The 14,820-nt window shown below is 68.4% G+C and carries 17 protein-coding genes; 3 read left to right on the top strand and 14 right to left on the bottom strand.

Going from position 1 to position 14,820, the window contains the following annotated elements; all coding sequences use genetic code 11:
• The first annotated feature begins 98 nt into the window (after positions 1-98).
• The 3 genes from VNJ47_14140 (at position 99) to VNJ47_14130 (ending at position 3,273) form a co-directional block, all read left to right on the top strand.
• Entirely contained in the window at positions 99-821 is a 723-nt protein-coding gene (locus VNJ47_14140) for a hypothetical protein (GenBank protein ID HXG29976.1), read from the top strand.
• A 3-nt stretch (positions 822-824) separates the two neighbouring features.
• Positions 825-2,171, top strand: a complete 1,347-nt coding sequence (locus VNJ47_14135) for an FMN-binding glutamate synthase family protein (protein HXG29975.1) — start codon at positions 825-827, stop codon at positions 2,169-2,171.
• Between the two features lie 457 nt (positions 2,172-2,628).
• A complete protein-coding gene (locus VNJ47_14130) occupies positions 2,629-3,273 on the top strand; it encodes an XRE family transcriptional regulator (protein ID HXG29974.1) in 645 nt (214 codons plus the stop codon).
• A gap of 19 nt (positions 3,274-3,292) precedes the next feature.
• Here VNJ47_14130 and VNJ47_14125 read toward each other — a convergent pair whose 3' ends face one another.
• The 14 genes from VNJ47_14125 to VNJ47_14060 form a co-directional block, all read right to left on the bottom strand.
• Complete coding sequence (locus VNJ47_14125; protein ID HXG29973.1) at positions 3,293-3,571, bottom strand: hypothetical protein; 279 nt, start codon at positions 3,569-3,571, stop codon at positions 3,293-3,295.
• A complete protein-coding gene (locus VNJ47_14120) occupies positions 3,568-4,236 on the bottom strand; it encodes a hypothetical protein (protein HXG29972.1) in 669 nt (222 codons plus the stop codon). Before VNJ47_14120 ends, VNJ47_14125 begins: the two co-directional genes overlap by 4 nt.
• Positions 4,237-4,254: 18 nt before the next feature.
• Positions 4,255-4,680: a universal stress protein gene (locus VNJ47_14115; protein HXG29971.1), complete on the bottom strand. Its 426-nt coding sequence runs from the start codon at positions 4,678-4,680 to the stop codon at positions 4,255-4,257.
• 9 nt (positions 4,681-4,689) lie between these two features.
• Entirely contained in the window at positions 4,690-6,090 is a 1,401-nt protein-coding gene (locus VNJ47_14110; GenBank protein ID HXG29970.1) for an amino acid permease, read from the bottom strand.
• A complete protein-coding gene (locus tag VNJ47_14105; GenBank protein HXG29969.1) occupies positions 6,083-6,250 on the bottom strand; it encodes a hypothetical protein in 168 nt (55 codons plus the stop codon). The genes VNJ47_14110 and VNJ47_14105 overlap by 8 nt, the downstream gene beginning before the upstream one ends.
• The gene (locus tag VNJ47_14100) at positions 6,247-6,672 is read right to left on the bottom strand and encodes a hypothetical protein (protein ID HXG29968.1); all 426 of its coding nucleotides are present in this window, start codon (positions 6,670-6,672) and stop codon (positions 6,247-6,249) included. Before VNJ47_14100 ends, VNJ47_14105 begins: the two co-directional genes overlap by 4 nt.
• A gap of 11 nt (positions 6,673-6,683) precedes the next feature.
• Positions 6,684-7,085, bottom strand: a complete 402-nt coding sequence (locus tag VNJ47_14095) for a hypothetical protein (GenBank protein ID HXG29967.1) — start codon at positions 7,083-7,085, stop codon at positions 6,684-6,686.
• A gap of 124 nt (positions 7,086-7,209) precedes the next feature.
• Positions 7,210-7,893 carry a LuxR C-terminal-related transcriptional regulator gene (locus VNJ47_14090; GenBank protein HXG29966.1) on the bottom strand — a complete coding sequence of 228 codons (684 nt, stop codon included), beginning with the start codon at positions 7,891-7,893 and terminating at the stop codon, positions 7,210-7,212.
• A gap of 204 nt (positions 7,894-8,097) precedes the next feature.
• Positions 8,098-8,415: a multidrug efflux SMR transporter gene (locus tag VNJ47_14085; GenBank protein HXG29965.1), complete on the bottom strand. Its 318-nt coding sequence runs from the start codon at positions 8,413-8,415 to the stop codon at positions 8,098-8,100.
• A 22-nt stretch (positions 8,416-8,437) separates the two neighbouring features.
• A complete protein-coding gene (gene folD, locus VNJ47_14080) occupies positions 8,438-9,322 on the bottom strand; it encodes a bifunctional methylenetetrahydrofolate dehydrogenase/methenyltetrahydrofolate cyclohydrolase FolD (GenBank protein ID HXG29964.1) in 885 nt (294 codons plus the stop codon).
• Positions 9,323-9,342: 20 nt separating this feature from the next.
• Positions 9,343-10,776, bottom strand: a complete 1,434-nt coding sequence (locus tag VNJ47_14075; GenBank protein ID HXG29963.1) for a DUF4147 domain-containing protein — start codon at positions 10,774-10,776, stop codon at positions 9,343-9,345.
• 40 nt (positions 10,777-10,816) lie between these two features.
• Positions 10,817-13,570 (bottom strand): phosphoenolpyruvate carboxylase, encoded by a 2,754-nt coding sequence (locus tag VNJ47_14070; GenBank protein HXG29962.1) that lies wholly within the window; start codon positions 13,568-13,570, stop codon positions 10,817-10,819.
• 59 nt (positions 13,571-13,629) lie between these two features.
• Positions 13,630-14,595 (bottom strand): D-glycerate dehydrogenase, encoded by a 966-nt coding sequence (locus VNJ47_14065; protein HXG29961.1) that lies wholly within the window; start codon positions 14,593-14,595, stop codon positions 13,630-13,632.
• A 14-nt stretch (positions 14,596-14,609) separates the two neighbouring features.
• On the bottom strand, positions 14,610-14,820 hold a 211-nt coding region (locus tag VNJ47_14060), incomplete at its 5' end, for a hypothetical protein (GenBank protein ID HXG29960.1).

The following is a 14,820-nucleotide window of genomic DNA, read 5'->3' as shown; positions in this document are numbered from 1 at the left end:
GACTATGTCGCCATCGGCTCGGAGTTCCGGGCGCTGGCCCATCTGCCCGGCGTGGAGCATGCCCGGCTGTTCGAACCGAAACCGCAGGAGATCTATTCATGGACACTCTGAGCGCCACCGCCCAGCGCCAGGCCAGCGCGGTCCGCTTCGACCTGGCCGAGACCTCGGTGCGGGAGCTGAACCACTTCCTGCACCGCGAACTGCCCGGCAGCGGCATTGAGACGATCGAGATCGTCCATCCGGCGGGCCAGCACAATATCGCCGTCGGCGTCGACGCGCCGGTGAAGATCGACATCTATGGCCACGTCGGCTACTTCGTCGGTGGCATGAACAAGCAGGCCGACATCACCGTGCACGGCAACGTCGGCTGGAGCGTGGCCGAGAACCTGATGTCGGGCAGCGTGCGCGTCAAGGGCTTCGCCTCGGAGTGCGCCGGCGCCTCGGGCCACGGCGGCCTGCTGGTGATCGAGGGCGATGCCTCCTCGCGCTGCGGCATCTCGATGAAAGGCATCGACATCGTCGTCGGCGGCAGCGTCGGCCACATGTCAGCCTTCATGGCCCAGGCCGGGCACCTGGTGGTGTGCGGCGACGCCGACCACGGCCTCGGCGACTCGCTGTACGAGGCGGTGATCTACGTGCGCGGCCAGATCCACGGGCTGGGCGCCGACGCCCGGGTGGAACCGATGCAGGAAAGTGATTATGCGAAGGTCGCGCAGTTACTGGCCAAGGCCGGCTTCGATCACGACCCGCGCGAGTTCAAGCGCGTGGCCTCGGCCCGCACGCTGTACCACTGGAACGCCGACGCCAACCAGGAGTACTGAGCCATGAGCAAGCCGCTCTATCTGGAGAACAACGCCACCTTCGGCAGCAATACGCTGCACTACATCCACCGCGCGGCGGAAGTGGGCCTGTACGACATCCGCGGGCTCGGCGCCAAGCGCAGGGTACCGAACTTCGACGACCTCACCTTTCTCACCGCCTCGGTATCGCGCTATCCGCTCGAGGGCTACCGCGAGAAGTGCGAGACCCGCACCGTGCTCGGCACGCGCTACGCCAAGAAGCCGCTGGTGCTCGACATCCCGATCACCATCGCCGGCATGAGCTTCGGTGCGCTGTCGGCCAACGTCAAGGAAGCGCTCGGCCGCGCGGCGACGCAACTGGGCACCACCACCACCACCGGCGACGGTGGCATGACTCCCGAGGAGCGGCAGTCGTCAAAAACCCTGGTCTACCAGTGCCTGCCTTCGCGCTACGGCTTCAACCCCGATGATGTGCGCAAGGCCGACGCCATCGAGGTGGTCGTCGGCCAGGGCGCCAAGCCGGGCGGCGGCGGTATGCTGCTCGGGCAGAAGATCAATGCCCGCGTCGCACACATGCGCTGTCTGCCGCAGGGCATCGACCAGCGCTCGGCCAGCCGCCACCCCGACTGGACTGGCCCCGACGATCTGGCGATCAAGATCGCCGAGCTGCGCGAGATCACCGACTGGGAGAAGCCGATCTATGTCAAGATCGGCGCCACCCGCGTCAAGAACGACGTCAAGCTCGCGGTCGCCGCCGGCGCCGACGTGGTCGTGGTCGATGGCATGCAGGGCGGCACCGCGGCCACCCAGCAGGTGTTCATCGAGCACGCCGGCATCCCGACGCTCGCCGCGCTGCGCCAGGCGGTCGAGGCGCTCGAAGAGATCGACATGCTCGGCACGGTGCAACTGATCATCTCCGGCGGCATTCGCAGCGGTGCCGATGTGGCCAAGGCGCTGGCGATGGGCGCCGATGCGGTGGCGATCGGCCAGGGCGTGATGATGGCGCTCGGCTGCAACCGGCCCGACTACTTCCAGAACGGCGCGCACCACTCGGCGCTGGCCGATTACGAGAAGCTCGGCACCGCGGTCGGCCACTGCCATCACTGCCACACCGGGCGCTGCCCGGTCGGTGTGACCACCCAGGACCCGGTGCTGGAGCAGCGCCTGGAGCCGGCCGAGGGGGCACGGCGGGTCAAGAACTATCTGCAGACGCTGAAGATGGAGCTGACCACGCTGGCGCGCGCCTGCGGCAAGTCCGACGTGCATCACCTCGAGCGCGAAGACCTGGTGGCGCTGACCATCGAGGCGGCGGCCATGGCCAAGGTGCCGCTGGCCGGCACTGACTGGATCCCCGGCCTGCAGCGCTACTAAATACCGGGTTCGTCTGGTCGCCGCTCCGCCCTCACCCCGCCCCTTTCCGAGGAGATCGAGAGTGCGCATCGCCGGCACCCGTATTCTCCTCTCCCTCTGGGAGACAAATCCGCTCCGGCGGATTTGGACGCCCGTCAGAGCGCCCGAAGGGTGCGCGCCACGGATGGTGCGCATCCGGGCCAGGGCGAGGGTGGTAGGGCATCGTAGAGCGACTGATTAAAGCAACTCGATACCATACGGAGTTACCCGACAGTCCCGTACGGGGCGGGGGTGTTCGGCGCATCCCCCCCTCGCGCATACTTACCTGAGGCAAGACCTCGGCTTCGCTGGAGTTTCATCAGACGATAGCAGCGGACATCCCATATCGTTTGAGGAAGTTCCGACGAAGCGGGCAGTGTTTTTTTGTGCTTCGTATCAGAGCCAGTGGACCGCGGCATCTGTCGAACAGGAAGACCCCATGACACCGGAAGACGCTTTGGACAAACCGTCGCACCGCACCCCCGCTCCTGCCGAGGCAGGCTCCCCCTATACGCTGGAGCAGCACATCGGGCGCTTCCTGCATCGCCAGCGGCTGGCCCAGGGGCTGACCATCGCCGAGGTCGCCGGCCTGGCCGGGATCAGCCGCGGCATGCTCAGCAAGATCGAGAACGGCCAGGTCTCGACCAGCCTCGAGACCTTGCACCGCCTGACCTCGGTGCTGGGCGTAACGCTGTCGCAGCTGTTCAAGAACTTCGACGTCCCCGAGGGTGGCGCCCAGCACGTCAAGAGCGGTCAGGGGCTGGAGGTGGTGCGCCGCGGCACCAAGCGCGGCCATACCTACCACCTGCTCGCCTACGACATGGGGCCGCGCAAGTCGATGGAACCTTTCCTGGTGACCATAGATGACGCCGGCGAAGTGTTCCCGGACTTCGTCCATGCCGGCATCGAGTTCATCTACGTGCTCGAGGGCCGCCTCGAATACCGCCACGGCCGCCACACCTATTTGCTCGAGCCGGGCGACTCGCTGACCTTTCCCGGGGAGATCCCGCACGGTCCCGAGCGCCTGATCGAGGTGCCGATCCGGCTATTGGCGGTGATGAACTACGGGCCGGAGAATTCTTGAAATCCGCAATCCGGGGGCTTCATGCGGCGGGCCGCACCACGCGCCGGGCCGCCTCCCAGCGATACCGCGCCCACTGGTAGGCATCCATCACCGAGACGGCGTAGACGAACCAGCCGCCGGCGTAGCGGCCGAGGAGCGAATGCTCGGGCGTGGTCAGGTGGTAGCAGACCACGCCCAGGGTCAGCATGAAGAAGGCCATCATCAAGCCGCGCACGGGCGTGGCGTTCAACACCTGCCCCATGCCGGGCAGCAGTGCGGCGATGGCGAATACCGCATAGGGATGCCAGGGCGTCTTCATCGTCTTTTCTCGTCGTAGCGGAGATCGGCGTGGATCGCGAGCGCGCGCTCGAGCAATTCATCGACCAGCGCGGCCGGCAGCACGGCGTGTTCGAAGGCGAGCCGGCGCCATAGTTGATATTGGCCGCGGTCCGCCTGCTGCACCAGATAGACGATGCGCACGCCGCGCGGCGTCACCAGCAGTTCCTTGGCGCGCCAGTCCTCGAACAGGCACATGTGCGGCGCAAGCCGCGTCAGCGGCGGCATGCGCTCGGCGCAATCGCTGCGCAGCAGCGCATGCTGCGGCCAGTCCTCAGGGATCGGCAGCGTCTGCGCCAGCCCGGCCGCGGGCGAGAAGAATTCGCTGCCCTGCGGACGGGCCAGGAAATCGAACACGCCCTGCCAGGGCAGATCCGCCAGCACGGTCGCACGCAGCCACAGGCAGGGCAGCTTGCGCAGGCCGAGGTGCTCGGCAAGCAACTCCAGCCTGACCGTATAGCCACGATAGCGGCCGCGCAGCGTCGGAAAACCCACGTCATCCTGGGTGAGCTCATGGGTTTCGAAGCACGCCAGGCAGGCGTCGAACAGCACCGCACGCTCGGCTTTCACTGCGCCGCGGTGACGCCTGTGGCAGTACCAGAGCAGGCCGGCCGTCGCTGCCGTCAGGGCGAGGAGTTCGGCTGCCATGCGCGCATCTCGACTCCCTCAGCGCACCACGGTCACCGGGCAGTGCGCCCGGGCGACCACCGCGGCGGCGACCGAACCGAGCAGCAGCCGACTGATGCCGGTGCGCCCGGCGGAGCCGGTGACGATGTGATCATAGCCATGCTCCTCGGCGTAGGCGACGATGGTCGCCGCGATGTCGTGCCCGCGGGCCAGCACGCAGCGCACCTCGTCCAGCCCGGCCGCGCGGGCCCTGGTCGCGGCCACCTGCAGCTCCTGGCGGAGCTGGGCTTCGGCGGCCGTGAGCAGCGTCGAGTCATGGAGCGCCCCTGCGCTCGGCGGCGCGCCATCCACCGTCAGGAACGCCAGCTGCGTCCCCAGGCTCCGGGCGAAGTCGATCGCAAAGTCGACGGCCTGCAGCGAGGCATGCGAACCGTCGGTCGCGCACAGCAGTTTCTTCGGCATCATGCCCTCTCCTCAGTAGCCCCGCGGCCGCGGCCACGGCATGGTGAACTGGTCGCCGCGCTTGACGTAGCGGTAGCGATGGAAGGTGAACCAGAGCGAGGCAATCAGATAGAAGGCCATGATCGACAGCAGCGAGGTGCCATAGCCGAGGAAGGTGGCGAAATAGGTGGCGATGCACAGCGCCATCAGCACCAGCGCCGGCAGCGGATGGAACGGATGCACGTAGCCGCGCTTGATGCTGCCCAGCGGCCATTGCCGGCGGAACTTGAGGATGTTGAAGGACATGAACGTGTAGCCGAGCAGACCCGACAGGATCGAGAAGGTGATCACCTGGTCGAGCAGGCCGGTGAAGGCGAACGAGATCGCGATCGGGATCAGGAACAGGATGGAGCGGAACGGCGTGTGGTAGCGCGGATGCACGGCGCCGAACCAGGCCGGCATGTAACGGTCTCGGCCCATCGAGAACCAGGCCCGCGCGGCGTCGTTGATGCAGCCATTGGCCGAGGCGATCGCGGCCAACATGGTGCCGATGAACAGAAACAGCTCGAGCAGCGGGTTGCCGATCATGCGGGCGGTGTCATACAGCGGCACGTAGGCCTGGCCCAGATATTCCCAGGGCAGCAGACCCGAGGCGACGAACCAGGTCAGCGTCGCGGCGATCACCAGCGTGATCATGCCGGACATCGTGCCCAGCGGGATCGAGCGGCCGGCCGAGCGGGTCTCTTCGGCCGCCTGGCAGGTGCCTTCGATACCGAGGTAGTACCACATGCCGAACTGCAGCGCGGCGACCACCCCGATCCAGCCGTATGGCAGCTCGGTCAGCAGTTCGCGGTGCTTGAGCACCTCGCCGGGCGCCCAGGGCCGGGTGGCGAAGAACAGCACGACGATCGCGACGAAGGCGAGCGCGGTGATCACGAAGTTGACGCTCAGCGTCATGAACACGCCGCGATAGTTCAGCCAGGCCAGCGCGGCGATGGTGAGCACCACGAAGGGCTTGGGATCGAGCTGTTCGTAGCCGAACTGCGCCGCCGCCACCTTCATCAGGTCGCCGACGATGAGCGCATCGGCCGCCTCCAGCATGGTATAGGCCATCACCAGGTAGAGGCCGACGTTGAACGCCATCAGCGGACCGACGATGTGCTTGGCCTGGGCGTACTGGCCGCCGGCTGCGGCCACCGTCGAGGTGACTTCGGAGTCGATCATCGCCACGCAACTGTACAGCAGGCCGATGATCCAGCAGGCGATCAGGGCGCCGAACGCCCCACCCTTGGCCACCGCGAAGTTCCACCCCATGAATTCGCCGACCAGCACGATGCCGACGCCGAGCGCCCAGACATGCACCGGGCCCAGCACCTTGAGCAGGCCGATCGGCTGGCGGCCTTCCGATTGCAGGCTCAGCGTCTGCTCAGTCATGGCGGCGCTCCTCCAAGAGCTCGTCCGCTCCTTCCCGTGAGCTCAGCAGGAACTCTTCATCGTATTCCCGGCCCACGCGCAAGGCATCCAGCAGCATCCACAGCAGCAGGAAACCCGCAAGACCCCAGGCGGCATAGCTGAGAGCATCCCAGATATTCATGGCCTCTCCCCCGTTCTCGAAGGCCGCTGCTGGCCGTAATCCTCGTCGAATTTCTCGGCGATGACCTGCCGGTATTGCCACTCGGAGACGCGCAGCATGAAGACGAAGTAGACGACGATCACGAGCGCCGTCCCCGCCAGCGCCAGCGGGTCGATCGAATAATCGAACTTGTGGTTGATCATCGCCGCTGCCTGTGTGGCATCGATGCCCAGCTTCTCCCATTGCGCCTGCATCGTCGCGTTCTGCCCCAGGGATTCCCAGGTCGGCGGCGGCGCGGCCGCAGCGTCGGCGCCGGTTTCGGCCCCGGAATGCAACAACAGCGGGGCCAGCAGGCTCAGATAGACCAGGGCGAGGATGAACACAGTGTCCAGCAATTGCCCGAGGCGCTTCTGGACGGGGGGTAGGTATTTCTTCTTGGCCATGGCGCCCCTCCTCATTCGGCTCCGGCCTGAGCCACGGCCGCCACGGCCACCGGCCGCCGCGCCTTGGCGGCGCGCTGCGCGTCGAGGTGACGGATGTCGAGTTCGTAGATGAACTTCTTGTCCTCGGCGTAGTGCCGGATCATCGCCGTGATCGATGCGGTATTGAAAACCAGCACCAGCCCGCTGCCGGCGATCAGGGCGATGCGGATGCGCCAATCCTCCAGAACTGCGCCGACGTAGAAGAAGACGAAACCGACGCTCAGCCACATCACCATGACCAATGACACGGCCATCAGGCGATCCCTCGAAAACATGCGCTGGATGCGCGATCCGAGTTCACTGTTCATCTGTTCCCCCGTGATGGTTTTGTTGACATACGGGAAAACAAATAGAACAACAGGAAACGCCGTCAAGAGATGACCCAGGCTTCTCGAAGGGCTACTCGAAACAGGGTATTCACAACGGGTTATGGCAAAGCCGCGCGGCAGAGCGATGCTGCCGCAGCGGCCATGCCGAGGCGGTCGGAATCGCACGAGCCTAGGTCGCGATCGACTCCGAGCTCACGGCGCGCTTGCCCGTCTGCCAGGGCCGCTCCCGCGTGATCCCGTTGCGGTGGGCCCAGGCGGCGGCCTTCAGGCGCGAGCGCATGTTGAGCTTCTGCAACACGTGCTTAACGTGGACGCCGACGGTACCGTTGCTGATGTTGAGCTCGCGCGCGATCAGCTTGTTGCACATGCCCTCGGCGATCATCGCCAGGACTTGCCATTCGCGGCTGGTCAGCGCGACCCGCGCCGGCAGGGGGCCGGTCCTGTCTTCGGTCAGCGCCCTGACCAGGCCTTGCGTGAGGCCGTCCGGCAGGACGACCACGCCCTTGACGGCGCTGCGCAGCTTGGCGAGGAAGGCCTCGGGCGGCATGTTCTTCAGCAGATAGCCGTCGGCCCCGTGGCGCAGCACCAGGGCCAGTTCGTCTTCGGCGTTCGAGCCGGAGACGATGATCAGCAGCGCCCCCAGCCCCAAGGCTTTGAGCCGCCGCAGGGTATCGAGTCCGCTGACCCGCTTCGCGCCGAACTCCAGCAGCACGAAATCGGGCGCGCAGCGCTGCGCCAACTCAACCCCTTCAGCGCCGCATCCGGTCTCGGCGACCACCTCGAAATCGCCACTCGCCTGCAGCACGTGAGAGATACCGGCTCGAAAGATCGGATGCTCGTCGATGAGCAGCACCGTGGATCGAGTTCGCTGGACCATGAGTCTCCCCCTCTGAAGCGGTTTGTCACGCGCAAGGCGATCTGGGATCCGGCGGCTACGCGCTTGGCGCCTGTGCCCGGGGCCACTCTGGAGGTGAGCGGTATCCGACGCCGTTGATTGCGCAAATTGCCTTAGGGGAAATTTAATATCCTACAGAGAAACATTGTCAAGAACGAGGATTCAGCTCTCAGCGAGCCGCAGCAGCGCGACGCCGGCAATGATCAGAGCGATCGCCGCGAACTTGACGAGGCTTGTCGATTCGGCGAAAGCAACGATGCCGATCAGCGCGATCGCGAGCGTGCCGAGTCCCGACCACACCGCATAGGCGATCCCGATCTCGAGCTGCTTCAGCGCTATACCCAGCGTGCCGAAGCTCAGCACATAGAACGCCAGCACACCGAGGCTGGGCCCTAGGCGGCTGAAACCGTCGGACAATTTCAGGCAGGTCGTGCCGCCCACCTCGAGCATGATCGCCAGCACCAGCCAGATCCAGCCCATCTCGCTGCCCTCGAGGGCGGGCTCACGCCGCGCTCAGACCCGCGCCTTCCAGCAGCCGGCGCGCGGCGTCGAGCGTATTGTGCAGCAGGCAGGCGATGGTCATCGGCCCTACCCCGCCGGGCACCGGCGTGATCGCGCCGGCGATCTCGACGGCCGAGTCGAAATCGACGTCGCCCACCAGCCGAGTGCGACCGTCGCCGGCCGCGACGCGGTTGATGCCGACGTCGATGATCGTCGCCCCGGGCTGCAGCCACTCGCCGCGGATCATCCGCGGACGGCCGACTGCCGCCACCACGATGTCGGCACGGCGACATTCCTCGGCCAGGTCGCGCGTGTGCGAATGGGCGATCGCCACGGTGCAGTTCTCGCGCAGCAGCAGTGCCGCCATCGGCTTGCCGACGATATTGGAACGGCCGACCACCAGGGCCCGCAGTCCGCCCAGATCACCGAGCCGCTGCTTGAGCAGCATCAGGCAGCCGAGCGGGGTACAGGGCACCACGCCCGCGCCGCCGACGGCGAGCAGCCCGGCGTTGAGCGGATGGAAGCCATCGATGTCCTTGGCCGGGTCGATCGCCTTGAGCACTGCATCGGCGTCGACCTGGCGCGGCAACGGCAACTGCACCAGGATGCCGTGCACGGCGGGGTCCTCGTTTAGGCGCCGGATCAGCTCCAGCAGCACCGACTGCGGGATGTTCGCCGACAGCCGGTACTCGAACGACGACATACCGGCCTCGCGCGCCTGCTGCGCCTTGTTGCGCACATACACCTGACTGGCCGGGTCCTCGCCGACCAGGATCACCGCCAGCCCCGGTGTAATGCCGTGGGTCTCCCGCAGTTGCACCACCTGCTGGGCGATGGTGCCGCGCAATTCGGCGGCGATGCGCTTACCGTCGATGATCTCGGCCATGCTCTTGCTCCTCGGAAGGGTCATCCGCCGACCAGCAGCACCTGCAGATCGGCCACATTGGTGCCGGTGGGTCCGGTGCGCAGCAGGTCCTCTGAACGCAACAGCGCCCGGTAGGCATCGTTGTCGGCCAGCAGCGCGTTCGGCTCGGCGCCGCTGCCGCGGATGCGCTCGAGCGACCACGGGTCGACCAGGCCGCCGGCGGCGTCAGTCGGTCCGTCGCGCCCGTCGGTGCCGGCGCTGAGCAGCACCCAGCGCTTGGGCAGGCCGAGCTGTTCCGCGGCCAGGGCGAAGGCCAGCGCGAACTCCTGGTTGCGCCCGCCGAGGCCGCGGCCGCGCAGCGTCACTGTGGTCTCGCCGCCGGCGAGCAGCGCGAACGGTCGTCCGCTGCACCGCTGGAGTGCATCGCGCGCTGCCTGCGCCAGACGCTCGGCGGCCACGCGCGCCTCGCCGGTCAGCGCCGTGCTGTAGACGCTCACCCTACGGCCGTCGCGACCGGCTTCGGCCGCGGCCGCGGCCAGGCTCTGGCGGTTGCCGCCGATCAGCGTGTACCCGGTGCGGGCAAACAGCGGGTCGCCGGGCTTGGGCGTCTCGGGCAACTCGCCCCTGAGGCCGCGGCTCAGATGCACGCGCACCGCGCTCGGCAGCCGACCCCACAGGTCATAGCGCTCGAGCACCTGGATGGCATCGGCATAGGTGGTGGGATCGGGCACGGTCGGACCACTGGCGATGGCGCTGACCTCGTCGCCGAGCACATCGGAGAGGATCAGCGCGTGCAGCGCGGCCGGCGCGGCGAGCCGCGCCAGGCCGCCGCCCTTGAGCGCCGACAGGTGTTTGCGCACGGTATTGACTTGGCCGATGTCAGCGCCGCTCGCCAGCAGCCGCTCGGTGGTGGCGATCTTGTCGGCGAGCGCCAGCCGCCCGGCCGGGCTCGGCAGCAGCGCCGAGCCGCCGCCGCTGATCAGCACCAGCACCAGCTCGCCGGCTCCGGCAGCGCGCACGCGCTCGGCGATTAGCCGTGCGCCCGCCTGCCCGGCGGCATCGGGCAGCGGATGGCCGGCGCCGACCACCTTGAACCCGGCCAGGCCGGCGACGTTCTCGCGGTTGGTGACGACGACTCCCGCCTCGGCTAGCAACTGCGCCGGGATGCTGCGCTGCGCAGCCTCGGCCATGGCGACGGCGGCCTTGCCGAAGGCCACCAGATGCACCCGGGTCCACGGCTCGCTGCGCACCTCGGCGCAGGGCGCACCAATGTCGAGGCCGATCGCCAGGCGGCCGGCTTGCATGTGTAACGCGCGCTCGACCGTGCGGCGCGGGTCGGCGCTCGCCAAGCCGGCCCGCAAGATCGCCAGCGCCCGCGCGCGCAGCGCCGGCAGCCACGGCGGGACGGCAACGGCGGCATCCCGTGCCGGGGTTTCGAGCAGCCCGCAGAAGCCATACTCACGGTAGTCGCTCATCGTGCTCTCCCGCTCGTTCCGGCGCGCCGGCCGGCAGCGACTAGCCGGTCCAGCCCAGACCGGCGGCGATGCAGTTGATCGACAGCAACAGCGGCACCAGTTCATCAGGCTGCGCGGCGTTGCTCTGCTTGGCGGCGCGGAAGCGCCGGATCAGCGTCACCTGCTGGCGCCCCACCTGGTTCAGCGTCGCCAGGCGCCGTGTCAGCCGGCCGCGGAAGGCCGGGAAGCGCTCGGCGAGTTCCTGTTCGCCGGTCAGCCGCAGGATGGCCGCGACGCTGCGCCGGTATTCGGCCTCGACCATGCCGAAGATCTCGTCGCGGATCGCCGTATCCGGAACCAGCTCGGCATACTGGTGGGCGATGAACAGGTTGACCTGGGCCAGCGCCTTCTCGGCCTCGTCGACGATCAAGCGAAACAGTGCGTGCTCCTCGAACATCCTCTGCAGCAGCGCCGTGCCCTCCGCGCCGCGCACCTCGACGAAGGTCTCAAGCCCGGTGCCGACGCCGTACCAGCCGGGCACCAGGTGGCGGTTCTGGGTCCAGGCGAACACCCAGGGGATGGCGCGCAGGTCATCGAGTGTCTGTGCGCCGAAGCGTCGCGCCGGCCGTGAACCGAGGTTGAGCAGTACCAGTTCCTCGACCGGGCTCGCCGCCTGATAGTAGGTCAGCAGTCCGGGGTGCTTGACCAGCCGCCGGTAGGCCGCGTACGAGGTCCCGGCGAGCGCCTCCATGGCCTCGTCGAGCTCGGGGTCGACGGCGCGTGATTCGCGCCGCACCGCCGCCAGGGTGTGCTCGAACACGCTGGCGGCGAGCAGCTCCATCTGATACTGCGCGGTGCCGCGGTTGGCGTACTTCGAGGAGACCACCTCGCCCTGCTCGGTCAAGCGCAGCCGCCCCCGCACCGAGCCGGGCGGCTGCGCGGCGATGGCGCGCCCGGTCGGTGCGCCGCCGCGGCTGACCGAGCCGCCGCGGCCGTGGAAGAAGGCGATCGGCAGACCACACTCCTCGCCGACGCGCACCAGCCGGATCTGCGCCTTGTAGAGTTCCCAGTTGGAGGCGAGGAAGCCGCCGTCTTTGTTGGAATCCGAATAGCCGATCATCACCTCTTGCACGCCGCCGAGTGCACGCACGGTGCGTCGCACCAGCGGCACCGACAACAGCTCGCGCACGATGGCCGGAGCGCGCTGCAGATCGGCGATCGACTCAAACAGCGGCACCACCAGGCGCGTACAGCTCTCGACGCCCTCGGCATCGGCGAACAGCCCGGCATATTTGGCGAGCAGATAGACGCCGAGCACGTCGGCCGCCGTGCGCGTCATGCTGAGGATGATCACGCCGAAGGCTTCGCGGTCGACCTCATCGCGCAGCGCACGCACCAGGCGCAGCATGTCGAGGGTGCGCTCGGCCTCGGCCGGCAGTCCGGCCAACGCCGGCACGTCCTCCTGCGGGCGCACCAGCTCGGCGAGCAACCAGCGCTTCCAATCCTCCGAATCCAGCGCCGGCGGCTCACTGTCGTGGAGCAGGCGCCAGATCGCCTGCAGGCAGGCAGTGGTGACCGCGCTGTTCTCGCGCAGATCGAGGCGTGCGGTGCGAAAGCGAAAGACCTCGACCTCGCGCCGCAAGGGTGTGACCCAGGCCCGGGCCAGGGCACCGGCACCGGCGCCGGCCAGGCCCGATTCCAGCGCCTTGAGATCGGCGATGAATTCGTCGGCCGAAGCGTAGGCCGGCGCGCCGCCGTGCTCGAGTGCATCGAGCTTACGCTGCAGGCAGACGATGAACTGGCGAAAGATCTCCCCGGGATTGCGCCGGGCGATCTGCTCGCCGTCGCCGCTCTGGGCGAGCGCCTGCGCCAGCCGCGCCCGGAACCCTTCGGGCAGCGCCAGCGCGCGGTTGGCGATGCTGAGCCTGCGCACCAGTTGCGCCAGGCGCTGCCGGTAGCGGCGCAGACTGGCACGGCGGTAGCTGTGCAGCGCGGCGCGGGTGACGGCGTCGGTCACGTAGGGATTGCCGTCACGGTCGCCGCCGATCCAGGAGCCGAACTGGAAGAACGGCGGAATCGAAAAGCGCACACCGGGGTAGTGGCGCTCCAGCGCCCATTCGATGCTGGCGAGCAGCTCCGGCACGCGCTCGAACAGCGTCTCGTCGAAGAAATGCAGCCCCCAGGCCACTTCCTGCTCAACCGAGGGCTTCTCCTTGCGCAGCTCGCCGGTCAGCCAGAGCAGGTCGATCTCGTTGCGCAGCGCATCGACCACGGCGGCGCGCTCGCGCGGCGTCCAGCGCGGCGACTCGAGATCGGTCAGCAGCCGGTAGATGCGGCGCAGGATCTCCAGCACCGTGACGCGCTTGGCCTCGGTCGGGTGCGCGGTCAGCACCGGGCAGATGCGCAGGCCGTCGAGCAAGTGCTGCAGCGCCTCGGCCGTGACCCCGCCCGCTGCAGCCTTGGCGATCACATGAGCGAAGGTACCGGGCACCTGCTCGGGGCCAGCCTCGCGCTCGAGCCGGCGCCGCTCGCGCATCGCGCCGTTCTCCTCGGCGGTGCTCAGCAACTGGAACCAGATGCCCTGGGCCTGCAGCAGCGGCAGTTGGAAATCGTGGTCGGGATCGACCGCCTCGCCGCGCAGCACCGGGACCAGCGCCGGCTGACGGAGCGCGAGCACCTCGCTCAGCAGGCCGAACAGCAGGTCCACCACCTCCTGGGTATAGTCCGTGGTGGCCAGCCGCGCCGGCCCGCTATGCGGCGCTGCGCACTGCCCGGCGGACTCGGATCGTTCGGCTCGCACTTGGGAGTCGATCATGGCCACCCCCTCTCTGGCATTTCCCGTGATATGCGCAAGGACGCGCCGCCACACCGTGCTCACGCCACCCGGTCGGGGGGCGTGCGTCCGGCGAAGAAGGCTTCGAGGTTGTGCAGCACGCGCATGCCCATCGCCACCCGCGTCTCGTGCGTCGCGCTGCCCAGGTGCGGCAGCAACACCACGTTGTCCAGGCGCATGAGCGCCTCCGGCACCCGCGGTTCGGCGGCGTAGACATCGAGCCCGGCACCGGCGATCGCCCGGCGCTGCAAGGCTTCGCTCAGCGCCGCTTCATCGACCACGTCGCCGCGGGCGGTGTTGATCAGGAAGGCGCTCGGCTTCATCAGCGCCAGGCGCGCCGCATCCAGCACCGGTCCCTGCCCGCCCGGGCAGTGCAGGGAGACGAAATCGGACTGCACCAGCAGCTCCTCGAGCGAGGCGCACGGCTCGGCACCGAGCGCGGCCAGCTCCTCGGCCGCCAGCGGTGAGCGGTTGTAGGCCAGCACCCGCATGCCGAAGCCGTGATGCGCGCGCCGCGCCACGGCTCTGCCGATGCGCCCCATGCCGATCAGCCCGAGCGTCTTGCCGGCAACCCGGGTGCCGAGCAGATGGGTCGGCCGCCAGCCGCGCCAGCGGCCGGCGCGCAGCTCGCGCTCGCCCTCGCCGGCGCGGCGCGCCACCATGAGCAGCAGCGTCAGGGTGAGGTCGGCGGTGCAGTCGGTGAGCACCCCCGGGGTGTTGGTGACGACGATGCCGCGCGCACGGGCCGCCTCCAGATCGATGTGGTTGTAGCCGACGCCGAAGTTGCCGAGGATGCGCGTACGCAACGGCTCGACCTCGAGCAGCCGCGCCGTGAGGCGGTCGGAAACAGTCGGCAGCACCGCGTCGGCGCGCTGCAGGGCGTCCTTGAGCTCGCTTTCGCTCAGCGCCCGGTCGTCGCCGTTGAACTCGACGGCGAAGGCCGCGGCGAGCTTGCGCTCGACTTCTTCCGGCCAGCGGCGGGTGAGGATCACGCGCGGTTTGGCCATGGCGGCGCCCTCTCTCAGGCCACCCGGGTCGCCGGACTGGCGAGCACCCGGGCCATGGTGGAGCCGAGCTCGGCCGGGCTCGGCGCGACGATCACGCCGGCCTCCTTGAGGATTTCGACCTTCTCCGCGGCGCTCTCGCCGAAGGCCGAGATGATCGCCCCGGCATGCCCCATGCGCCGGCCCTTGGGCGCGGTGAGACCGGCCACGTAGGCCACCACCGGCTTG

Source organism: Nevskiales bacterium (assembly GCA_035574475.1).
In the GTDB taxonomy this organism is placed as follows: domain Bacteria; phylum Pseudomonadota; class Gammaproteobacteria; order Nevskiales; family DATLYR01; genus DATLYR01.
Note: the sequence above shows the minus strand (reverse complement) of the source record. Positions and strands in the feature narration are given on the sequence as shown.

Bases quoted from the DNA above. Each gene is read 5' to 3' on its own strand.
- VNJ47_14140 (HXG29976.1), top strand. From the start codon at position 99: ATGGACACTCTGAGCGCCACCGCCCAGCGCCAGGCCAGCGCGGTCCGC.
- VNJ47_14135 (HXG29975.1), top strand. From the start codon at position 825: ATGAGCAAGCCGCTCTATCTGGAGAACAACGCCACCTTCGGCAGCAAT.
- VNJ47_14130 (HXG29974.1), top strand. From the start codon at position 2,629: ATGACACCGGAAGACGCTTTGGACAAACCGTCGCACCGCACCCCCGCT.
- VNJ47_14125 (HXG29973.1), bottom strand. From the start codon at position 3,571: ATGAAGACGCCCTGGCATCCCTATGCGGTATTCGCCATCGCCGCACTG.
- VNJ47_14120 (HXG29972.1), bottom strand. From the start codon at position 4,236: ATGGCAGCCGAACTCCTCGCCCTGACGGCAGCGACGGCCGGCCTGCTC.
- VNJ47_14115 (HXG29971.1), bottom strand. From the start codon at position 4,680: ATGATGCCGAAGAAACTGCTGTGCGCGACCGACGGTTCGCATGCCTCG.
- VNJ47_14110 (HXG29970.1), bottom strand. From the start codon at position 6,090: ATGACTGAGCAGACGCTGAGCCTGCAATCGGAAGGCCGCCAGCCGATC.
- VNJ47_14105 (HXG29969.1), bottom strand. From the start codon at position 6,250: ATGAATATCTGGGATGCTCTCAGCTATGCCGCCTGGGGTCTTGCGGGT.
- VNJ47_14100 (HXG29968.1), bottom strand. From the start codon at position 6,672: ATGGCCAAGAAGAAATACCTACCCCCCGTCCAGAAGCGCCTCGGGCAA.
- VNJ47_14085 (HXG29965.1), bottom strand. From the start codon at position 8,415: ATGGGCTGGATCTGGCTGGTGCTGGCGATCATGCTCGAGGTGGGCGGC.
- folD (HXG29964.1), bottom strand. From the start codon at position 9,322: ATGGCCGAGATCATCGACGGTAAGCGCATCGCCGCCGAATTGCGCGGC.
- VNJ47_14075 (HXG29963.1), bottom strand. From the start codon at position 10,776: ATGAGCGACTACCGTGAGTATGGCTTCTGCGGGCTGCTCGAAACCCCG.
- VNJ47_14070 (HXG29962.1), bottom strand. From the start codon at position 13,570: ATGATCGACTCCCAAGTGCGAGCCGAACGATCCGAGTCCGCCGGGCAG.
- VNJ47_14065 (HXG29961.1), bottom strand. From the start codon at position 14,595: ATGGCCAAACCGCGCGTGATCCTCACCCGCCGCTGGCCGGAAGAAGTC.